The sequence below is a fragment of the Acinetobacter sp. SCLZS86 genome, from assembly GCF_021560715.1.
Lineage (GTDB): Bacteria > Pseudomonadota > Gammaproteobacteria > Pseudomonadales > Moraxellaceae > Acinetobacter > Acinetobacter towneri_A.
The window spans coordinates 2,060,650-2,083,036 of record NZ_CP090864.1 but is presented as its reverse complement, the minus strand read 5'-3'; the positions used below and the strand labels follow the sequence as shown (position 1 = coordinate 2,083,036).

Genomic DNA, 22,387 nt, shown 5'->3' with positions numbered 1-22,387 from the left:
AAACAAGTGGGGACTAAAATTTATGACTACAAATCACCAGACATCCATCGCATCTCTTGCGAAAAAACGAAGAACATACAGTGCTGAATTTAAACAGCAGATCGTTCAGGCTTGTAAAGCACCGGACGTTTCAATTGCTTCGGTCGCTTTGCAACATGGATTGAATACAAATCTTGTATCCAAATGGATTCGCTTAATTGATGCTAAGCCTGGGAATGATCGCTCACCACTACCGAATAAACCTGCATTTATTGCCTTATCCTGCTCTGCACCACTAGATCCTACTCCTACTGACATGTTAACGGTTCAAATTACTTTACCCCACTCAAAAGCAGAAATTGGCTTGAAATGGCAAGTATCAGAAATATCTGCTTTAGCAGAATTACTCAAGGCACTTGCAACATGATCCGCATTGATGAAATCTGGCTTTCTACCCAACCTCTGGATATGCGAGCAGGGATGGATACTGTCATGGCTCAGGTGGTGAGAGCCTTTGGCTACATTAAACCGCATTGTGCTTACCTGTTCTGTAATAAACGTGGCCATCGTATGAAAGTGTTGGTACATGATGGACTGGGCATCTGGCTGTGTGCCAGGCGTTTGGAACAGGGAAAATTCCACTGGGCTCAAGTTCACCAAGGTGAAACCGTGGCCCTCAGCCCGGAACAGTTACAGGCATTAATCCAGGGTTTGCCCTGGCAGCGCATTGGACGACAGCAAGTGGTCACAATGCTCTAAACTAGCTTGATCCATTCTGCTATTCTCCAAACGTTCTATTTCATTCTCTTCATGACCTCAGGCATACTGGGGTCATGAATACGCTGCCTGACTTAAGCCAACTGACCCATGAACAACTGCTGGAATTCACCAGGCAGTTGGCGATGCAGCATCAGTCTTTGGCACAATCAAACCAGCAATTAGATGCCAAAGTTCAACATCTTTCTATTCTCAACCAAAAATACGAGCATGAACTGGCGCTGTTTAAACAGCACAAATTCGGCAGTAAAAACGAACATCTCACTGCAAAACAAATCCATCTATGGGACGAAGCGGTCGAAGAAGATATCGCAGCCGTTGATCTGGAATTAGAACGATTAAATGCAGATAAAACCGATGCAGGGACACAGAAAGCCACAGTCAACAAACCTAAACGTCGACCACTGCCAGATCATCTACACACCATCCGTATTGAGCATGAACCTGCATCAACCCAATGCAGTTGTGGCTGCCAGTTACGTCGTATCGGCGAAGATGTCAGTGAAAAACTGCATTTCAGACCGGCACAGTTCTATAAGGAACAGCATGTGCGTGGTAAATGGGTCTGTGATCAGTGTGACACCCTGACTCAGCAAGCGATGCCCGCCTATGTGATTGATAAAGGCATTGCTTCACCTGAACTGCTCAGCCATGTGTTGGTATCGAAATATGCCGATCATTTGCCGCTGTACCGTCAGCGCCTGATCTATCAGCGGGCGGGCATTGATCTGTCCAGATCTACTTTATCTGACTGGATTGGTCGCTGCGGTGTGGAACTGGAACCTCTGGCCAATGCCTTAAAACAGGTGGTGCTGCAACAGCGGGTGATCCATGCCGATGAAACGCCGGTCACCATCATGCGGATGGGTGATGATGAGAAAAAACCGAAGAAAGGTTATGTCTGGGCCTATGCCACTACACAGTACAATCCAGTTCAGGCGGTGATCTATGACTTTCAGGATAGTCGTTCAGGCCAGCATGCTGCAGAGTTCTTGAAAGGCTGGCAGGGTTATCTAGTCTGTGATGATTACAGTGGTTATAAAGCACGCTTTAAATCAGGCCAGGTCATAGAGGTGGGCTGCATGGCGCATGCACGTCGTAAATTCCATGAACTGCATGTAACTGGGAAAAGTCAGGTCGCTGAACAGGCATTAGTGCTGATTCAGAAACTGTATGCGATAGAAGCAGAGCTCAGGAAAAAGACCGATGGTACAGCGGAAGACCGCCGCGAATACCGACAACAGCATAGTCAACCAGTGATGCAACAACTATATGAATGGCTCAACCAACATTATCTGACAGTGCCATCGAGTTCTCCCACCGCCAAGGCCATCAATTACACTCTGAAGCGTTGGCCAGCTTTAAGCCGCTATCTGGATGATGGCAATCTACCGATTTGCAATAATTGGATTGAAAATCAGATGCGTCCCTGGGCCTTGGGGCGCAAGAACTGGCTGTTTGCAGGTTCGCTGCGCAGTGGTCAGCGAGCGGCAAACATCATGACGTTAATCCAGTCAGCAAAGCTGAATGGCTTGGATCCGTATGCCTATTTAAGTGATGTGCTGAAAAGGCTGCCGACACACAAAGTGACCCAAATTGAAGAGTTACTGCCACACCGCTGGAAACCTAAATCGAATTAAAAAATAGGCATGGGGTTCAGCGGACGCTTACTATTCTTTAAGATATATAAGGAATTTATCGTCTATGTCAGCTAATGCTTCATATTTTTGACGTTGCCTGATTGCTAAGTGTTGATACCCGCAATCAAGCATTACTGAATGTAATTCTGACACTCGATCAGCCACTCTTCATTGAAGTGCTGATGATGGCAGCCTCTTTAGCTTTTAGTGGATTGCTTTCATAAGCTGGGGCAGCTGCCTGAGACACAATAAGGCTTAAATCCTGAACACGGTCGCCGTACTCACCATTTAGAATATTCAAAGCATCTTGTTTAGTATAGGCTGCATATGCAGATTCAAGTGAAGTTACCAGTTCCTCTAACTTCGTGATAACTTCCTTGTGCTTAGCTTCATGCTCATAGTGCGGAGGAAACAATGGACGCTCATCATTTTCATCAGGACTTTCAACCCCGTTACGGAAAGTATTTGGAAGCTTTCTTGCTACAGTCAGCATCAACAATCCGAAATCTTTAGGATCTACATAAGTACGATCCAGAATATCTACTACTGCCGCCATCAGTGAAATGGATGATGGGCCATTACTTTCTTTCCAATCACCAGCATCACGCCATGCTTTAAGAATACGGCATACTTTTCGTAAATGCTGACCTGTACGTTGGCAAGCATCTTGAAACCATAAGTGAACATCTTTAGGATCACTTTTAATCCATTTTGCATCGTCTTTACGTACCGCTAGATTTACGCAGTCTGTCTCAAGCTGATCATAGAGTGCATGATCAGCAGCTGCAACTCCATCATACATTTCAGCAAAGATTTGAGAAGCCGCAGCCTTTCGTAACAGAACATCTTTTTCCAAGAACTTTTCGTATGGGATCGCATACATTGGTACGTCAATATGGACACTCTTTGCAGGGATCTTAATACGACCACATGTATCCTTAGCCTCAAATGACCATCCATGACGTTCAGAAGCCAAAGATTTAAGTGAGGCATCTACCAATAGCAATAATAGTTGATGTGCAATTGCCGGTTTATCTTCAAAGAACTGCATTGGCAGGTATGTACCGTCATCAATATCCATTTCTTGTGTAGGCTTATATGGCCGATTCAACGTATCATACATGAAGCTACCTTGGGTCCAAAAACGTGGGTTTAGCTTCAAAAATTCTGCTTTTAGATCTTCCGATAGATCCATAATCAATTCAGATAGAATCTTTTGATCATCTGGTGATAGATACTTAAAATTTGTACCAACAAACTCGGCACGAAAAGATAGAGCTGTATAGTGATGCTTAGATGACTTTACAAGCTGTTTGGCTTCATCAAAAACATCCCGTGTACGTTCACGTACGATATGACGTAATGCTTTAAGACCATCTTTATCATGATCATCAAGGATCAACTGACCGATCAATCCAGTATCACGATTAGTATAGTAGCTGTGAAAATTCCAAGTCATGCTGCATTCCCCTATTATTGTGTATCGGCTATAAATGGTTTAACTGGTTTTAGGAAGAATTTCCGCAATTCGGGATCTTCAGTATAACGTTCAGCACCTAACTTCTTACCCATTCCACGAAGTGCATCTAAACTGCTAGAAGTTGCGTTATCCAAAGTGATTTCGGAGGCTGCTTCATTCGGTATGGTTGCATCAATTTCAACATAATTTTTTTCAATATTGTGTGCTTTAAATTCACGTAATAGCATAAAACGCTGTAGATGTTGGTTAGCAGTCATAGTAGTTAATACTATGCGCTCCCCCATATTCCATAGCCCCAAATAACCTTTACCACATTTTTTGGAAAGTGTATCTGGACTGATGCAGTAATCTTCACTCAACGTACCGATGTTCAAGACTTTCACATCTTTAGGCTCGGCATTAGGGAAATCAGTATTCATATCGATTAAAACTTCACGGATACCAACAAAACTTGGATTGTTTGCTACCAACCCACCATCGGCAAAGTAATGACCTAATTTTTCAATATAATGAGGTTTAAAATAGGTCGGGGCAGCTGATGTTGCCATTGCTGCATCAATAAGCCGAATTTCACGGTCAAAGGTGAACATCGGATTATGTGGCGTTTTAAAAAACTTCGGCCTACCAGTAGACAAGTTGACTGAGGTGATCATTACCCGTTTATTGAGATCTTCAAATTTAATTGAATCACCAATCATATTTTTAACTGTTTCGTACAAGGGCTCACTTTCATAGATTGAACGCCGCAGTAGATTCCACCATTTTTTTTGTTTAAAACGCTTTAACGGAAAGATATGCTGTGCATTGTCCTCGAAAGCTTGTTTTAATTCCCGGGCACTTTTGCCACTTGCTAAACCAAGTGCCAGAATACCGCCGATAGATGTGCCGGTAATTAAGTCAAAATAGTCACCAATTTTGACATTTTCACGTTTTTCGCGTTTCTCAATGATTGATTCAAGTTCAGCAAGCAAGGTGATGGTAAATAACCCCCGCACGCCTCCACCATTTAAGGCTAATACTTTAATCAAATTTGACTGTTCTGCCAGTGAATCTACCGTTCCTGTTGTCATTATTTTCTCTTATTTATCAAGTATTTTTTATATTGTGCTAAAAATATAAATTTCAAGGGAGACTAGAGTAATAATTTTTATTTATAATCGCATAATTAATGGGCCATATCTCCGCTAAATTAAACATTATATTCCACTTAAGTTGATTTATCTTAGTGGGTTAGCAATGTATGATTTTAATCATCAATACACTACACATTTGTTAATGTAATAAAAATCGATCAGAAATATGGAAGGTTACTAACTTTTACAATATCTGAATAGCCACTCTTTACTCGGTAATCCGCCCATAAATAACCGAAGTTAAAAGTAGAGGTTAAGCAGCCATTAGAGGTGGCTTTCCTTTGCAGGCTTGATGTGGCCTTTCATGGTTGTAATGCCACAACCAGTTTGTTGCATAATCTTGCACTTCATCCAAAGTATCAAATAAATGTTTGCTCAGCCAACCATAACGTATGGTTCGATTATAACGTTCAACATATGCATTCTGTTGTGGTTTGCCTGGTTGAATATATTCAATACGAATACCTTGTTCGGTTGCCCAACGTACAAATTCGTTACTGATAAACTCTGGTCCATTGTCGCATCGGATCACTAAAGGCTTTTCCCGATATTCCAGTAACTGATTGAGTGTTCGAATCACTCGCATTGCTGGCAATGAGAACCCTACCTCAATCGCTAAACCTTCACGACGGTAATCATCAATCACATTCAATAATCGGAACTTACGACCATCAGCAAGCTGATCGTGCATGAAATCTAATGACCAAACCTGATTTGCACGGATTGGCTCTTTCAGTGGTTCAGGTGCATGCCTTTTCAGCCTTCTTCTTGGTTTAATGCGCAGATTTAATGCCAATTCACAGTAAATACGGTAAACACGCCTTGCGGAGCAGTGCTCCTCATTCCAAGCGTAATTTTCAACATGGCGTAAATAAGAGAAACACAGACCAAAACCCCAATCGGTGTTTTCCTCAGTCAGCTCAATGAGTGCATTATCATCACTATGTTTAGACTGATAACGGTAGCAGGTTTCACTGATGCTAAATGCACGGCAAGCTAGTCGAATGCTAATAGCATGCAGTGCTACTGCCTGTTGTGCCATCTGACGCCGGTGAGATGGCTTCACCACTTTTTTGACATCGCTTCCTGGATGATCTCTGCCTTTAATCGTTCCTCAGCATACATCTTTTTAAGTCTGGTATTTTCTGCTTCCAACTCTCTGAGTCGAGCCATTAATGATGTATCCATACCACCATATTTGGCACGCCATTTATAGAAAGTAGCATTACTCATACCGTGTTCACGACAAAGGGCAGCTACGGGTGTCCCAGATTCAGCCTGCTTCAAAATGGACATGATCTGGCTGTCAGTGAATTTAGATGTTTTCATGCAGAATCTCCTGCTCGTATCTTAAGAAAAATTCTACTTTTAGATCCTATTATTTTTAGGGGGATTACCAGTTAGAGAACATAAATCCAACGAGCAGACAGCTCGTTGGATTTATTTAGCTTATATCAACCGTATAGGTGTTCAATTCGCACAGTAGCTCTATCCCCATCTACACGCATCCAATAGTCAGTACCGTAAAGATGTGCCTTTAAACGATTTAACCTTGGAGCAATGCCAGACTGATTGATGTCGTAAAAGTTTGAATGCTGCCCTTGGAACATTGGAGCTATACCAGCATTCATTGATGGCACGTCACCATAAGAAATACTGTGAGTAATCGTATTTTCAAAAAATGGACTGAGAGATTGAAATAATTGAGAATCTGCCCAATCATCTATATCTGTAAATTCTTTTTTCACAAAGAAAATCAGTCTTTTACTTATATCACCAACAATATCGATCTCATTTTTAGACAGAATGCCAATCACATCGTTTGAATCTTTGTTCAGCCAGACCGCTTTTATGATTGGCTTTACAAGATCAGCCAACATTTCATTCTCCGTTTGATCCTTGAATTGTTCATCGCCGAATTGAGGCATTCTCCCTGAAGCTGTTTTTAATTGAACAACAATAGAGTGAACTTCGAATCTTGGAGATTCATCGATTATTGTATCGATAAAGCGATTGATATCCCCTTGAGATTTTACATACATGGCTCGCCAAGAGTTAAATATGGTGGTGCTGTTTCGCGTACCACATCGAACCTTAAAGTCTGAAAAACAGGTATCTACAGCTTTTTCATAGTATTCACGATTTATAAACTGACCACTGGAAAGTTGGTGTGCAGTCAAGGTCTCAGCCATGAGTTTGATCAAAGGATTGACCGTCATATTCCTAAAGCGTCCATTCACAAAGGGATTAAAGGTGTAATCGTGTATAACTGGTATCACTAATTGCCCCAACTTGGTTAGGTATAAATCAGGAAACCCAGTTGGCATCCCAGTGGGTTGATGCGTAAATATTTTTAGGTTCTTTGCTGAACGTATTTTTTTTGCCATGGTGTTATACATTGAAAGTGCAACTGGCTGTATATGCGGTGGATAATTTGTAAATCCTCGATTTCCAGCTTTGGTCACATGATTCAGCATTTCCAGAGAATCAAATTGTTCTTGGGCAGTTAAAATATCGCGGGCATGGATTGGCATGAGTGTCTCCCATATCATAAGCATGATTTAAAAATTTAAATTGAGTTGCTGAGCATATTTACGTGGACGACCAGCATTTGATGTGTTTTCTGGAACTTCGCCGAGTTGGAAGCCTCGTGCGCCTTTCATATTGGTAAAATCAAACAGCTGTGAGGTTTTGCAAATGTAATCAAAGGTTTTATACAGATACCTCAGTTTTTCAGTATCTGCATAATGAACCATGCCAATTGCACAGTGACGATAAGAATCCTTTTTCATGTTGCAGATATAGCTTGTACCTTGGCCCTGTGTGACTTTGTTCCACAATTTGCCAATGCCTTGAGCGAGGGTAATATCTTCTAAATTTTTATTCCCGTTGAACAGAAAGTAGCAGTGCACATGAAACCCAGTACGGACGGTATATTCGAAGCGAAAGATATAACCCACAAGCATTTTCATGACTGGATTATTCCGTTTGTTATTCAGCAGCTTTTGAGTACATGCTTTGATATAAGCCAGATCATGCTTGGAGCGAATTTCTTTCAGGCTATAAGCATTTTTCAGTAAAGTCTGTTGATCTCGCATAAGGGATAAATCCATTCGCACGACCAACAACCTAGAGTAGACTTCCAGCAATTGTTGAATGTATCCAACGCAAACCATTTTCATCTTTTTACAATGGTTATTTTGGTCACGGACTTTTTTTTTGACTTTAGGATCGTTCATATACGACTTAATCAATTCTACAAAGTGTAGAAAGGCATCAACAAACGGCTGAATAACTTCAAGGTGATGTGATGATCCAATGCCTTGAGTTGCCAGTTCATTGAATTCATCTTGAGTAAGTTGAGATCGAGCATGATCAAACGCAAGACAGGCCATACCAGGCTCTATCTCTGGAGGTGTGTATGCATGAAGCAGTTCAAAGAAACTTTGCATTAAAGGTTCAATGGGTTTTGCAAATTTACGAAAAAACGATCAGTTAAACCGTGCTGTTTTACAGTTAATATCTTAACAATAGGGGTTTTACACTTCAGAACAGCTTGCACAAACTCAATTTTCTGCAATATCGGCATAACGATATTGTCTAGATGATGGATGACAACTCTCTGGTTTTCACCGTGATTCAGTATTGTGTGTTGATGATCAAATTTCGCTTGCTCTAGAAGCTCATGATCAAACATCGTAAACAGTCCAGCTGTATTGGATAATTTGGGTTTAGTCATGTCTCAGCCTTGAATTAAATGGAATTGACTTAAAAACACAACGATTAAGTAAAGCTTTCCCTTGGACACTGTGCTAAGGCAGTGTCCATGCGGGAATATCATTCGGTTAAGTGATAGATGTTTTCAGTACTTGTATTTATATGAACATTGATCCAATCATTCAAATTGTATTAAATACATTTAAATAATTGAATAGTATATAAATGATATAAATACCGTAATCCAAACCTATAGCGAATCCGAAGAGCTAAACTCAAAAGTTGCGCGAATCGTGCATGTTTTTGAGAAACTGCTTGTACAGAATTAGCTCACCGAAGCAGCTCGATTTCGGCTGGACATTTTGTTTCTAATCCATTCCTCAACTTCGCTGAGTAACCAACGTGAAGCTCTATTTAGCTTAATTGGTTTTGGAAAATCAGGGTCGTAACGTTTCGAGCGCGGGTTTAGCCGGTCATAAATGGATGACCGAGATAAACCAATCAGTTTGATAAGCTCATGAAGTCTAAGCATTTGGATAGTAGCGATTGATGTGTTCATTTTTACTCCTTGTAGATTAGTTTTGGACTAATCAAGGAAAAAATAAAACATTAGAGATCACTAAAAGTTCGTCAACGGGGGAAATGATAAAGATATGCTAGGATTTTTTATTAACTATGCATTTTTCCTTGAGTTTTTCTTTCAGGTCGGGCCTTTCATTTAGGTAAGCCTTGCTTCTTTCAAAAGGGGCATCTGGATTATTAAAAGTTTCTAGTTCATGTTTTAAAGTTTTAATTCTACTTTCAATATTCTCTTTCCTCTCATTAAATGATTCAAACTGTGCTTGAAAATCAGTAAGATTCTGCGATGAATAGAATGACGTAGATGAAATAGGTTTGCCTTGCTTAAGTAACGATATTTGTTCAGCAACAGATAAAGGTATAATAGCTTTGCGAGGATCAAAGATTAAACATGACTCATGCCTGTCTATCATAAATTTTAGAAAATTTTCTAGCCAGTTAATTTCATTTTGAATTGATTGAAGAATTACCTTTGGCACTCTTCGATCTAAGTCTTTGTATACTTGCTTTAAATTACTAAATTTTCGACCTCTATAATTCTGAATATAGTTTTCCACAAAGTTGTAAAAGGGTTGTTTGCGTATGCGCTGAAAATTATAGGTGTTGAAGGACTTGGAAATCCCTTGTTCTAAAAAGTGCCTTAAAATTTGGGGGAGGTTTTTCTGATTCATGCAATCTGCATGTGATGAATAAGCAGTTCGAATGGCTTTGAGTTCAGTTTGAATATTTTCTAAAGCATTAGCTTTAAGTGAGAATCTAAATTGACGAATAGCTTGAAGTACTTCGTGATAATGTTTGGGGCGATATTCGAAATCAAGCTTTGCAACTTGATCATTCCCATCTTGATCTGGAAAAAATACCTTAACAGGTTTGTTACAAAGTCTTTTTATTTTATCTTCTTCCGACTCTTTGAAATGACCTTCGTCAATTAAGGTATATATTGCCTTCCTTAAATCTTCTTCATTAGATGCCATGAGGATAGATTTATGGAAACTCAAAAATGGAGACGAGCGGATTTTGTCAAAAATAAATTTTTCTAGTGCATTCACTATCAGTATTTGTTCTTGTAGTTGAGAACTTGGCATAAATACTCCTTAAATAACCCCTTAACTTCTGTACAGACTTAGCCATTTTTATGTACAGACTTAATAATTAATATATTTCTTATCAGCATCTTACAAGATGATTCATGAAATATTAGATTTGTGCAAAATGAATTTAATTAGATGAATTCGATGAACTTGGGACATTCATCTTTAGAATCACGGGGTTTAACAGCACACGAACGTTGGCCACACGGCTCAACTACCACCTACTGCCGTATCAAGTACCAGCCACTACAGTCAACCGTTTATGTGGTTCATCATTGGATGCAGTCGCTATGGCGGCACGTGCTATTAAGGCAGATGAAGCTGATTTGATCATCGCTGGCGGTGTAGAAGGCATGTCGCGTGCACCTTATGTGATGGGTAAAACAGACACAGCTTTTGGACGTAGCCAAAAAATTGAAGATACTACTATGGGTTGGCGCTTTATCAATCCTAAACTCAAAGCACTGTGTGTTGTAGAAAGCATGCCACAGACAGCAGAAAATGTGGCGGAACAATTCAATATTAACCATGCCGATCAGGATAACTTTGCTTTAGAAAGTCAAAAAAGAACAGTATCTGCACAAATCAAAGGCTTTTTTTTCGCATGAAATCGTGCCTGTATTAATTCCACAGCGCAAAGGCGATGATGTCTTGATTGAGAATGATGAACATCCGCGTTCATCCACTACCTTAGAGGGGAGGGGCTGAGCAAACTAAAGCCAGTTGTCAAAGCGAACGGCACTGTTACTGGGGGGAATGCTTCCGGCATTAATGATGGGGCTGCTGCAGTGCTTATTGCTTCTGATCAGGCGGTAGAGAAATATGGATTAACACCACGAGCAAAAATTATCGGTGCAGCTGTTGTAGGTCTTGAACCGCGTATTATGGGTTTTGGTCCTGCTCCAGCTATTCAAAAGCTTTTAAAGCAAACAGGTCTAACTTTAGATCAAATGGACGTGATCGAGTTAAATGAAGCTTTTGCGGCGCAGGCTCTGGCTTGTACTCGGGATTTGGGGCTAAAAGATCTCGATCCAAGGGTGAATCCTAATGGTGGGGCGATTGCTTTGGGGCATCCGCTGGCGCATCAGGTGCCCGATTGGTGACTACGGCTTTGAATCAATTAGAGAATATGCCTACCCTTTTGTTAGCTAATCGGGTTTTCTTGAAATATACCCATTTGCAGTGATATAAAGATAAAGCATTTACAGTTAATGTCTTCTCCATAATTTGATGGAAAAATTCAGATCATGAATGAAGCCATCATTGTTTAAATTGGGGACAGCAATGAATTTTTATTCACAACCATTACTTCTTAGTGCCCTTATTCTTGGGATTATGCAAGGGGCTTACGCAGCCACACCTGAAATAGAGCTTGCTAATAAAGAAAATGAACGGATCCAACAGAATCAGCAAGACCGCTTGCGTTATGAGCAGGAACAGCTGCTTCAATCTGCCAAACCGCCTTCACGTATTGAAATTGCACCGCCCGAGTCTAAAAACATAGAAAAAGGGCCATGTTTAAATATTACCGCAATTCATGTAGAGGGAGCTGCCGTAATTGCGCAGCGTGAAATCCGCAAAGTCACACAGCCCTATGAAAATAGCTGCATAGATGCCCAACGCATTGAAGAAATTATGGGGAAATTGACCGCGCTATATTTAAGCAAAGGTTATGCAGCTGCACGTTTTTATCTGCCTGAACAGGACCTGAAAACAGGGACACTTAAGCTGCGTGTTGAGGAAGGAAAATTAAGCCAGTTACAGCTGACTGAACGCGCTAAAGGTACCATGTCATTAAAAACAGCCATTATTGGGGCTGAAGGCAAGCCGCTAAATTTAAGAGATTTAGAACAGGCACTGGATCAAATTAACAAGCTTCAATCCAACAATGCCACCATGAATATTTATCCGGGTGAGAAAACCGGTGAAAGTATTGTGGTATTTGACAATGAACCTTCAAAACGCTGGAACGGCTATTTTAGTTATGACAACAAAGGGCAGGATTCAACCGGACGCAATCAGGCGGCTTTGGGCTTAGGCATAGACAATATTTTTGGCTTGAATGATTTACTGAATCTTTCTTATAACCGTTCTTTGCCATTTAATAACAATCGTCAGGATTCATTTTCCAGCAGTGTTTTTTATGCCGTGCCATTAGGTTATCAAACCTTAAGTCTGAATGCATCGCGTTCGGAATATGACTCAACATTACAGACTCAGTTTAACCAGCTGCATTCAAGCGGTGAGACCAATACCTATACAGTACGTTTAGATAGTTTGCTTTATAGGGGATTCAACAACCAGCTGCGAGCAAATATTGGTCTGACCCATAAAGATACGGCTGCATTTTTAGAAGACATTAAGTTGGATGTCAGTAGCCGAAAACTGTCGGTACTGGATATCGGTTTAAGTTACAGCGACATGCTTTTGACTGGTGTAGTCAATGCCAATGCCGGCTACAGCCGCGGTTTAAAACTGTTTAATGCACTAGAAGATGCAGCAGATTTTCCTGCTGAAATGCCAAAAGCGCAATTTGAAAAATTGACTTACGGTTTGAGTTATTTCAAGCCATTTCAGGCTTTAGGGCAAAATTTCAGTTTTTCTTCTAATTTTTCCGGCCAATATGCATTGGATACGCTATATGGCTCAGAGCAATATTCCATTGGCAGCCTGTACAGTGTCCGCGGCTTTAACCAAAGCTCACTCAGCGGTGACAGCGGCTACTCATTTAAAAACGATCTGAATTTGAACAAGGTCTATAGCTTAAGCAATGGTCCGCTGATTGCGCGCCATTATGTCGGTTTCGATTACGGAAAAGTGGAAAACAAAGAAAATTCCAGCCAAGTTGGGGAACTGGCGGGTGTAAGTGCAGGTACTGCGTTTAATTTCAAAAATGTTGCGCTTGAGCTGATTGTTACGCAGCCAGTCTTGAAGCCAAACTTTATGAAAAAACCAGATACGGACTTCTTCTTTTCAACCACATTCACATTTTAAGGAGATGTGGAAATGAACCATATTTATAAAACAATTTGGAATAAAACAAAAAATGCGTTTGATGTTGTAGCTGAAAATGTAAGTTCAAAAGGCAAAAAAACGGCAGGCAGCAAATCGGGTGCTGAAAATGGGACTGAACGAACAACACATTTTCTTGCGGTACTAACACCGCTGGCTGCCATGCTGTTTGTACAGTCAAGCTTGGCAGAAGTGATTGTAGGTGATACCAATACGCAAGTTCGCAATGCCAATAACGGTGTGCAAATTATTGATATCGCGACAGCCAATGCGGCCGGAATTTCGCATAACCGCTACCTAAACTATAACGTAGATAAAACTGGTCAGGTCTTAAATAACGCTGCGCAATCAGCAACCCAGCTGTCAGTCATGACTGAACTGGCTGGCAAAATCATGACCAATGCCAATTTAAATACCAGCGCCAAAGTGATTTTGAACGAAGTCACAGGCGCAAACCGTTCTGCATTAAATGGTTATATAGAAGTTGCTGGCGCCAAAGCGGATGTGATCTTGGCGAACCCATACGGGATAACCTGTTCTGGCTGCGGTTTTATTAATACAGACAGAGCGACATTAACTACAGGCACCCCAAAGTTTAGCCCTGACGGAAACATTACCGGTTTTAACATTACACAAGGCAATATTTCTATTGCAGATAATGGTTTGAATGCCAACAGCACTGGCCTACTTCGTTTGCTGTCCAGAAACCTAAGTATTGATGGACAAGTCAATGCACAGCAGCTGGAAGCGGTGACAGGCGCCAATGCATATGACTACACAACAGGGAAAGCCACAGCGATTGCAGGTACAGATGCTGCTGGGCAATATGCTATTGATTCAACCCTGTTGGGAGGTCTTTATGCAAATCGCATTAGCCTGATTTCTACTGAACAGGGTGTTGGCGTGCGTATGGCGGGTGATGCGGCTGCCAGCGCTGCAGACTTCACCTTGAGTGCCGCCGGTGATATTCAGCTGAATAATAAAATTAATGCCAAACAGGCAATTGATATACAGAACAGCTCTGCACAGCAGCAAAAATTAAATATTCAAGGCGGATTAACAGCAAACAGCATTGCAATTGGTGATGTGAATGCGCAAAAGTTCAATGTGGATGTTGCAGGTGGTACGCTATATGCTGGCAGCACGCTTGATCTTCAAAGTCAGGCATTTAACGCTAATAGTGCCAAAATTCAGGCCAAAGATGCGTTGAAATTAAATGCCAATGCAGATATTGCCTTGCAAAATACAGCTATTGATGCAGCTGACTTGCAAATGAAATCCAATGCATTCACCGCGCAGGATTCACAGCTGAAGTCGGCTCAAAATTTAAATATTCAAACTGCGCAAGACTTAAAATTTAAAAATACAGATGCAGAAGTCCAAAATAATATCGTTTTAAATACTGCCAATGGCAATATGGAACTGGCTGGTGGTAAACTGAAAGCCGGTAATGCTTTAGATCTGAAAGCTAATCAGTTGTCCTTTAGTGCACAAACCTCGGCTGCAAATACCGATATTCAGGTTCAGCAGTTCACGCTAGATGAAAATGGTCTGATCGTCAGTCAAAACAATACAGCTATTACAGCATCTAATGCTGACCTTTTGGGCCAGCTATATAGTTCAGCAGCCAATTTAAATATTAGCGGGACCTTGAACAGCGGTAATAATACCCTTATTTCTGTTCAGAATTTAAATACGGTAAATGCCAAAGACCTAAACTTAAAAGGTTTATGGGAAGCGGGCAATTTAACCCTAACCGCTTTAAATTCCCTGCAGCAGGCTGGTGCTGTCTATGCACAAAATAATTTGCTGCTGAATGCAAATGCTATAAATTTAACTGGCGCAGTTCAGGCTGGAGCTAAACTGAATGCAAATGCAGTGCAGCAGCTGACTGTAGATAGCCAGGCACAGCTGTTTGGTTCAGACAGCATTGAGCTTTCAGCAGATGCAATTCAGCTGGATGGTTATGCCGGAGCAGAAAATTCAATGACTGCAATTACAGCCAACAATCTGGCGACAGGCAGCACTGCACGGTTGGAAACCAACGGCTTACTTACATTGCAGTCTAAAAATGCAGATGTTGACTTGCAAGGCAAAACCTATGCGCAAACACAGTCTATTTCAGCCCGGAAAAACATTAATATCGCTGCCGGTGCTGCGGTCACCACCGTAGGCAATTTAAACATTACGGCGGATACTTTAAACAATACAGGGGCGGTAAATACACAGCAGCTCACCAAAGCCCAGCTGAAAAAATTAAATAACCAAGGCAGTCTGATTTCAGACAAATTTGAACTGAGTACGCTGGATAGCGTAAACAATAGCGGCAAACTCATTTCCAATCAGGATTTAGAGCTAAACACAGCAGCCTTGACCAACGCTCAGAATTCAATTCTTGCCGGCAACAAAAACCTGAACCTGCATATAAACGGTACAGATTTTAATAACCAGGGTACTGTTACTGCGATGGGCAGTCTGTTATTAGACGCTGCGCAAATAAATACAGTGAATAATGGTTCGCTTTCGGCTGGAAACCAGCTGACGATTGATACACAGTCACTAGGCAATGCCGGCAAATTAAATGCTTCTGCTGTTAACATCAGCGCATCTGAGGTGAATAACAGTGCAAGCATTATTGGCAGTACTTTACAAATTAATGCAGCTAAAAAAGCAGACAGTAATATCATCAATAGCGGAGAAATCTATGCAGCGAATCAAGCAGATTTAACCGTATCAGATAAGATTGACAACACGGGCTATATTTACACGGTAAATAATCAAAATGCTGGCGCCCTGAATTTAACCGCACAGCAGCTGTTAAATGGCAATAAAGGAATTATCAGTACCAATAATCTGCTGTTAAAGACAGATGAAATTGTCAATGCTGGACAAATTTCTGCAGATTCGGCAGTGATTGAAGGCAAGACTTCTTTGCAAACAACATTGACCAATACCGGGAAAGCATTATCTAATACTGGTATATATCTTTATAACTCGTTAAATGCAAAAAACTTGAGTAGTTTGAATAACTCAGGTGATGTTTATGTGAATTTAAACGCTTCAGACAGTCTGTCTGAAATTTCGGTAGCAGACCTGATAAACAATTCAGGTGCATATTTATATTTGGGCAATAACGCAAGTTTTAACCAGACAGGTTTAGTTTCAAAAAATGCCGGTGAAATTTATGTTCAAGGAAATGGCTCGGTACCACTAAAAACCTCAATCAACTTTACAAAATTAGATAATAGTGGTGGTACGCTCAATGTTGATGCTGCGACACTGAATTTTTCGAATAATTATCAGCATACCGGTAAGCTGAATGCGATGAACAGTGCAGCTGTCAATGCCAAAGCAGAGTTTACCAACAGCAGTACTGGAGACGTGAACCTGTATGATTCTGATCTGAATGCAAATAGCTTAACCAATAACAATCAGATCAAAACCTCGGGTGTGTCTAAAATTGCAGCCGAAACCAAGCTGGTAAATAACAAGCTGATTCATTCTGCCGGTTCCTTGTTTATTGATACGGCAGCTTTAACCAATGCTGCAAAGTCAGGCATTATTTCTTTAAATAATTTGTTGATCAATACTCAACGCAGTGATGTAAATACCATCACCAACTTTGGTGATGTTTATGCTGCTGCATATCTGGTGCTGGGTAATGAAAACAGCAAGAAAACCAATGTTTATAATAAAATGAACAGTAATCAGTCTCAGGTTTCTGGTGGCAATTTGCAGGCTGGAAATGGGATAGAAGTTTACGGACATGATTTTGAAAATAATTATAATGTTTTAGTCAATAATGGCGATATTAATTTAGCGCTGAGCGGAAAGTTCTTGAATGAACGGACCTATTATGGCGATAAAATTAATATTACTGAAACGTGGAACACACCGAAGATGTACCTAACCAGTGATAATGACTGGGGCCATGAATCTTTTGATGATAGTGCGAGCAATACAGTTATTTATACCACTCAAGTTGCAATTAAAGGCGGCGGTGATGATGGTGTGCAAGCCAGTGTAGTGACGGAGACCTGGAAAAAGAGCACAGATGTGAAGGCCGGTACTGAAACTAACTATGACACAATCAAAAACTACCTAAATGGAGATATAGGCCAAGCCAAAATCGGTGCAAATAACGGTAATATTACTATTAACTATGTAGATGATTCGAAAAACATAGGCGGTAAAATTTATGCCGCGGGTAATGGCGCTGGAATGGTTAATATAGATGGACCTAATAATTTTACCAATCAATCCATTGATTTATACCGTGACAAATTGTTTGAGTTAAAATATTTATTGTTAACTGATCATAGCAACAGGGCTGGAGCAGTTGTTTCATTAGATTCAAAAAATCCAGGCACAATTCAATTAAGCAATATTGATGATGATGGTGATTTCAATCGCTCAAATAATTATATTGATGCAATAAAGAATCTATCAGGGATTTATTATTCTTATCGTGATACCAATATGGATAAGTACGCGACTGTGAAGGATAGATCAGGGGATACGTATACGGTTACTTATAATGTCAAAAATGTAATTGATGCGATTCGGAATAAGGTCAAATCTGATGGCTATAAAGCATTGGTTCCTCAAAATGTGCAAAGTAATACAGCGCAGTCTAAGGCAACAGTTACGGGTAACACGGTTCTTATAAAAGCAAAAGACCTGACCAATGAATCTGAAAGCAATCTTAATCATTTGGCTTTAAATAATGATAAGAAATTATGTGAAAATCTCGGTTTGACATGTCAAATAGACAAGCCGGCGGAAGATAAAAAAGAAAATGCTGATGCGCCGCAAGACGGAACGGATGTTGAAACGCCTAAAAAACAAGTGGACACTACAAAGTATACAGAAGATGTACGTATACAGGCTGTGAATCCTATTTCTCAATCACCTGCTGTCAATTTATCATTGCCAGTTTCCGACTATGGTCAGTACATCATCACCAAAAATCCAAATTCAAAATATTTAGTCGAATCGAACCCGTTATATGGGGAAAATTCAAATGTCATCGGTTCAGATTATCTTCAGGAAAAATTGGGCATTAATCCAGACAAGCTGATGAAACGCCTGGGCGATAATGGCTATGAAATGAATCTGGTGCAGCAGCAGCTGATTTCATCATTAGGTACAGCCGTACTTTATGCCAACAGCTCTATGGCCGACCAAATGCAAAAACTATTTGATCAGGCATCTGACCAGAAATCTACTTTAGGTTTGAAATATGGTACAGCTTTAACGCCAGAGCAAATCGGCAACTTGAAACAAGACATCGTTTGGATGGTAGCAACTGAAGTCGCTGGTCAAAAAGTATTGGTACCGCAGGTTTATCTCAGCAAGGCGACTGTGGACAGTATCAGTACTTCAGGTGCAGTGATTGAAGGTAAAACTCTGACCTATTTAGATGTTGAATCTTTAGACAATAAAAATGCGGCCATTCGCGGCGGCACTGTGGTTGTGGATGCCAAAAAGGATATCAACAATATTGGTGCGCAGATTAAAGGTGGCAATGTATTCCTAACTTCTAAAGAAGGTTCAATCAACAATATTACCGAAGTGCAAACTTCTGGTAGTGATTCAGACCGTAAAACGTCAATTGGTGCAGTATCCGGTATTGTCAGTGATGGTGCACTGGTTATGGACGCAGCAAAAGATATCAATAATATTGGTGCCAAGCTGAAGGCTGGTGAAACACTGGCGCTGAAGGCTGGCGAAAATATTAATATCCTCTCTATTCAAAATGCTGAAGCTTCTTCAAAAAGTATTAAAAATGGCCGCAGTTCGACCAGTTCAGTCACCAACATGGGCTCGGTGTTAGAAGCGGGCGGCAATGTGGTTATGGAAAGCGGTAAAGATACGACCATTAAAGGCAGTGATGTTACGGCTGGTGGTTTAATGTATGTGAAAACCGGCGGTGACTTTAAATTGCTGGCAGATCAGGATACGACTGAAACCAAGACGTCTACATCACGATCAGGCTTTGGTGTCGGCGGCGGGATTTGGGGTAAAGAAACTGTCGAAACAACAGATTTCAAAGGCACCAATAAAGCCAGTAACCTAAGTGTGGGCAGTTTAATTGTTGACTCGGAAGGCAAGGCGGTTATTGAAGGCTCAAATATTGGCATACGTGACAAAGACAGTACCAGCTTGATTCGGGGTAAAGCCGGTGTAGATATTCTGGATGGCAAGGATGAAGAGCGTCATGAAAAGGTAACAACGACGTCAACTTATCTGAAGTCAACTAAAGGCAGCGCAAGCAATGATAATCCTATTTACGGTACTGCAGCCGATGGCATCCAGAAAGACAAAAAAGGGAAATTCAATGGCAATGCAACGCAAAATATGTATGGTGCTTCAACTGAAGATGAGCCAGATGTTAAAGTCAATGCCAGCGCCAAAGCAGAAAAAACAAAATTGTCGATGACAGCGCAAGCCGGAGCTTCGGCTTCTGCCAAAGGTGAAGCTGCACTGAAAATTTCAGAGACAACCAAAACTGTAGAAAAAAGCGGTTCTAGCACCAGTGTCGCATCTAATATTGTATCGGCAGGTAATTTGGCCATCATGTCTGACAACACCGTGAATGTTAGAGGCTCAAATGTTGATGTAGACGGTAAATTGGCTATTGCTGCCAAGAATTTGCTGGTCGAAGCTGGAAAAAATACCAGCTATGCTTCGCGTGATGTAAAGCGTACCTCTGTCGGTATTTTTGCAGAAGGTGATGCTAGCGCTCAAGCAGGAGCACAAGCTGGCGGCAAGGTGGGTGTCAATGGTGCATCCTTGGGCGTTAATGCAGGTGCAAGCGCGGAAGCCAATGGCACAGTAACATTTGGTGCGAAGACAGAGCATCAAAATGAAACTATGAACAGCTTGACGCATACCAATTCAAGCCTGAAATCTGGTTCAGATATGCTCATCAAAGTGACAGATACAGCAACTTTCCACGGTGCTGATGTGCAGGCAGGTCAATGGGATAAAGATGGTAAACCTGTTGGGGCTCCGGCAGCTTTAAGAATTGAAGCAAAAAACATTAAAAACCTGGCTGTACAGGATACACATAGTGAAACCAGTACCAGTTCAAGCAAATTGGCAGGGGTTTATCTCAGTGGAAGTGTCTCTGCTCAAGCCAGCGCACAAGCCGGTGCTTCAGCAGATGCAACCAACATCAATCCGCTCAGCGCAGGTGCATCTGCATCGGCAGGTGTATCTGCAGAAGTAGGTGCGGGTTTAAGAACAGCCATTGAAAACAATGAGCAATCTTATGACACAGTGACCAATAAAGGAAATAACTTTAAAGCAACAGGCAGTTTTGTCCGGATTGCTGAAAATGAAATTTTGGACCAGGCGACTCAAGTCAATGCCAGTAGCATTTATCAAAGTGCAGCAATAATTAAAGATGAAGCTGTACATGACAGCCAGACGTTCCATAGTAACAGCCAGTCCCATGAGGCTCGACTAGGCTTGTATGCAGAAGCTGGCGCTAGTGCCAATGTATCTGCACAAGCAAGTTTAGGTGCTACAGCGTCTACTAGCACGGGCACGCAATCCAGCGGTGCAAGAGAGTCAAGTTCATCTGGCGCCAAGAGTACTAAAGTGGCAGCAGGTGTTTCTGCGCAATACAGTATGGAGTCTTCCAAAGTTGACAGCAAAGATACGCAGGCAAGAAGTTCCTCATTTACATCAAGTGGAAATATCACCTCAATTTCCAGCGGTGAAACACAGCTGAACGGCACGCAGTTTAATTCGACTGGCGGTGACATCAATTTAGAGGCATCTAAACTGACTTATAACGCTGTGCATGACACGCATGAATCCAGTTCTACGAGCCGTAATGTCGATGTCAATGTGAAAGTGGGTGTGGATTTAAAAGGTGTGCCAGATATAGAGCTGGGCGCTGAATATGGTCAAAATAAAACTAATGCCAAATCATCTACGGCAGTTGTAGGGGGGTTAAATGCAGCTGGAAATATTAAGGTTAGAGCAAACGAAGCCAATTTTGAAGGCACGGCATTAACGGGTAACAATGTCTCTATTCAGGCGAACAGCACGACATTTACCTCTGCCGAGAGCACCAGCACCAGCAATTCAACCGGTTTTGGTGTTGGGGTAGGTTTTGAAAATGCGCAAAAGAGTACGAAAGCTAGGGAAAATGTAAAACGGGAAGTGACGAAAGCTGATGGCAATACAGTAACTGATACCACCCATAAATCAGGCGGTGTTTCTGCCAGTTTCGGTATAGCTAAAAATAATTCGACCAAGTACACTGGTTCTGAAATTACGGCTAAATCTTTTGAAGTGACGGCACCAGCACCTGCTGCTGCACCGCTGACATTAAATGAGGCAGGAGCAAGCCCAGTGAGTCTGGCGTCTGCTTCACAGTTAGTTTCTGCACCGGAACTGGCCAGAAATGCAGATGGTAAAGCCATTATCCATAATGGCGCACCAGTGATTATTGCCAAGCAAACTGAAGTGAATATACCGGCTATAGAATCTTCGAATGACAATGCGCTTCTAGGTGCCCCTGTCACGGTCCAGCCAGCGGCTTCTGGGGATGCAGCTTCATCTAAGCCGACATTAAGCATGGAAAATGTCAAATTTAAGTCTGTGGGCAGTGATGGTAAAGCGGTTGAAGATAATTCGATTAATAAAACGAACACTTCTGCGGTTCAGGTGACATCGACGACCAAGAAAGACAGCAAATCTGGCTTTGAATTAGGCGGAGAAGGTAGTGCCGACTCGAGTGACCTGCGTCAGATTAAAGACAACAGGAATGCATATTCAGGGACAAGAACGCCAGGGACTGTTCGTCAAGCGACTGAAACATTAACTCAGAATGATCAAAGGGGCACAGAGAATACAAATCAAAGTTCTACACATAGAAACGTTGCAGATGCGGTAATTAATAAAGCTGGGCAGCTCAGAGATTTGTTAAGACCTACGACTACACCTTAAAGCTTTGTATTA

General features: G+C 41.4%; 14 protein-coding genes and 1 pseudogene. 7 read left to right on the top strand and 8 right to left on the bottom strand.

Annotation, left to right across the window (positions count from 1 at the left end; genetic code table 11):
* Positions 1-22 precede the first annotated feature (22 nt).
* The 3 genes from tnpA (at position 23) to tnpC (ending at position 2,396) form a co-directional block, all read left to right on the top strand.
* Positions 23-406 (top strand): IS66-like element accessory protein TnpA, encoded by a 384-nt coding sequence (gene tnpA / locus LZP46_RS09955; protein ID WP_004691518.1) that lies wholly within the window; start codon positions 23-25, stop codon positions 404-406.
* Complete coding sequence (gene tnpB, locus LZP46_RS09950) at positions 403-738, top strand: IS66 family insertion sequence element accessory protein TnpB (RefSeq protein WP_000618087.1); 336 nt, start codon at positions 403-405, stop codon at positions 736-738. The genes tnpA and tnpB overlap by 4 nt, the downstream gene beginning before the upstream one ends.
* 74 nt (positions 739-812) lie before the next feature.
* Positions 813-2,396 carry an IS66 family transposase gene (gene tnpC, locus LZP46_RS09945; protein ID WP_236093705.1) on the top strand — a complete coding sequence of 528 codons (1,584 nt, stop codon included), beginning with the start codon at positions 813-815 and terminating at the stop codon, positions 2,394-2,396.
* Positions 2,397-2,553: 157 nt separating this feature from the next.
* Here the strand turns inward: tnpC and LZP46_RS09940 are convergent, their stop codons facing one another.
* The 8 genes from LZP46_RS09940 to LZP46_RS09905 form a co-directional block, all read right to left on the bottom strand.
* Positions 2,554-3,855 carry a CBASS cGAMP synthase gene (locus tag LZP46_RS09940; RefSeq protein ID WP_032000675.1) on the bottom strand — a complete coding sequence of 434 codons (1,302 nt, stop codon included), beginning with the start codon at positions 3,853-3,855 and terminating at the stop codon, positions 2,554-2,556.
* 14 nt (positions 3,856-3,869) lie between these two features.
* On the bottom strand, positions 3,870-4,946 hold the full coding sequence (locus LZP46_RS09935) for a CBASS cGAMP-activated phospholipase (protein WP_050675315.1): 1,077 nt from the start codon (positions 4,944-4,946) through the stop codon (positions 3,870-3,872).
* A 316-nt stretch (positions 4,947-5,262) separates the two neighbouring features.
* Positions 5,263-6,338, bottom strand: a protein-coding gene (locus LZP46_RS09930; protein WP_127820945.1) for an IS3 family transposase whose coding sequence is annotated in 2 segments (ribosomal slippage) — positions 5,263-6,086 and positions 6,086-6,338 — 1,077 coding nt in all. Because the reading frame shifts where the segments join, the coding sequence is not laid out codon by codon here.
* Between the two features lie 125 nt (positions 6,339-6,463).
* Positions 6,464-7,543 carry a hypothetical protein gene (locus tag LZP46_RS09925; RefSeq protein ID WP_032000678.1) on the bottom strand — a complete coding sequence of 360 codons (1,080 nt, stop codon included), beginning with the start codon at positions 7,541-7,543 and terminating at the stop codon, positions 6,464-6,466.
* Between the two features lie 27 nt (positions 7,544-7,570).
* Positions 7,571-8,404, bottom strand: a complete 834-nt coding sequence (locus LZP46_RS09920; protein WP_236093745.1) for a YagK/YfjJ domain-containing protein — start codon at positions 8,402-8,404, stop codon at positions 7,571-7,573.
* Positions 8,405-8,460: 56 nt separating this feature from the next.
* Complete coding sequence (locus LZP46_RS09915) at positions 8,461-8,748, bottom strand: hypothetical protein (RefSeq protein ID WP_236093744.1); 288 nt, start codon at positions 8,746-8,748, stop codon at positions 8,461-8,463.
* Positions 8,749-9,051: 303 nt separating this feature from the next.
* A complete protein-coding gene (locus LZP46_RS09910; protein WP_079283084.1) occupies positions 9,052-9,285 on the bottom strand; it encodes a helix-turn-helix transcriptional regulator in 234 nt (77 codons plus the stop codon).
* Positions 9,286-9,382: 97 nt separating this feature from the next.
* On the bottom strand, positions 9,383-10,390 hold the full coding sequence (locus LZP46_RS09905) for a hypothetical protein (protein WP_236093743.1): 1,008 nt from the start codon (positions 10,388-10,390) through the stop codon (positions 9,383-9,385).
* A 203-nt stretch (positions 10,391-10,593) separates the two neighbouring features.
* Here LZP46_RS09905 and LZP46_RS09900 point away from each other — a divergent pair.
* From LZP46_RS09900 to LZP46_RS09885, 4 genes and pseudogenes are all read left to right on the top strand, one after another.
* A pseudogene (locus LZP46_RS09900) lies at positions 10,594-11,142 on the top strand (beta-ketoacyl synthase N-terminal-like domain-containing protein); the annotation flags it as partial.
* A gap of 42 nt (positions 11,143-11,184) precedes the next feature.
* Entirely contained in the window at positions 11,185-11,499 is a 315-nt protein-coding gene (locus LZP46_RS09895; RefSeq protein WP_236095201.1) for a hypothetical protein, read from the top strand.
* A 181-nt stretch (positions 11,500-11,680) separates the two neighbouring features.
* Positions 11,681-13,390: a ShlB/FhaC/HecB family hemolysin secretion/activation protein gene (locus LZP46_RS09890; protein WP_236093742.1), complete on the top strand. Its 1,710-nt coding sequence runs from the start codon at positions 11,681-11,683 to the stop codon at positions 13,388-13,390.
* A gap of 12 nt (positions 13,391-13,402) precedes the next feature.
* Positions 13,403-22,375, top strand: coding sequence for a two-partner secretion domain-containing protein (locus LZP46_RS09885; protein ID WP_236093741.1), 8,973 nt, complete (start codon positions 13,403-13,405; stop codon positions 22,373-22,375).
* Positions 22,376-22,387: the final 12 nt, after the last annotated feature.

Coding starts and splice junctions, on each gene's coding strand:
- tnpA (WP_004691518.1), top strand. CDS start 23: ATGACTACAAATCACCAGACATCCATCGCATCTCTTGCGAAAAAACGA.
- tnpB (WP_000618087.1), top strand. CDS start 403: ATGATCCGCATTGATGAAATCTGGCTTTCTACCCAACCTCTGGATATG.
- tnpC (WP_236093705.1), top strand. CDS start 813: ATGAATACGCTGCCTGACTTAAGCCAACTGACCCATGAACAACTGCTG.
- LZP46_RS09940 (WP_032000675.1), bottom strand. CDS start 3,855: ATGACTTGGAATTTTCACAGCTACTATACTAATCGTGATACTGGATTG.
- LZP46_RS09935 (WP_050675315.1), bottom strand. CDS start 4,946: ATGACAACAGGAACGGTAGATTCACTGGCAGAACAGTCAAATTTGATT.
- LZP46_RS09925 (WP_032000678.1), bottom strand. CDS start 7,543: ATGCCAATCCATGCCCGCGATATTTTAACTGCCCAAGAACAATTTGAT.
- LZP46_RS09920 (WP_236093745.1), bottom strand. CDS start 8,404: ATGGCCTGTCTTGCGTTTGATCATGCTCGATCTCAACTTACTCAAGAT.
- LZP46_RS09915 (WP_236093744.1), bottom strand. CDS start 8,748: ATGACTAAACCCAAATTATCCAATACAGCTGGACTGTTTACGATGTTT.
- LZP46_RS09910 (WP_079283084.1), bottom strand. CDS start 9,285: ATGAACACATCAATCGCTACTATCCAAATGCTTAGACTTCATGAGCTT.
- LZP46_RS09905 (WP_236093743.1), bottom strand. CDS start 10,390: ATGCCAAGTTCTCAACTACAAGAACAAATACTGATAGTGAATGCACTA.
- LZP46_RS09890 (WP_236093742.1), top strand. CDS start 11,681: ATGAATTTTTATTCACAACCATTACTTCTTAGTGCCCTTATTCTTGGG.
- LZP46_RS09885 (WP_236093741.1), top strand. CDS start 13,403: ATGAACCATATTTATAAAACAATTTGGAATAAAACAAAAAATGCGTTT.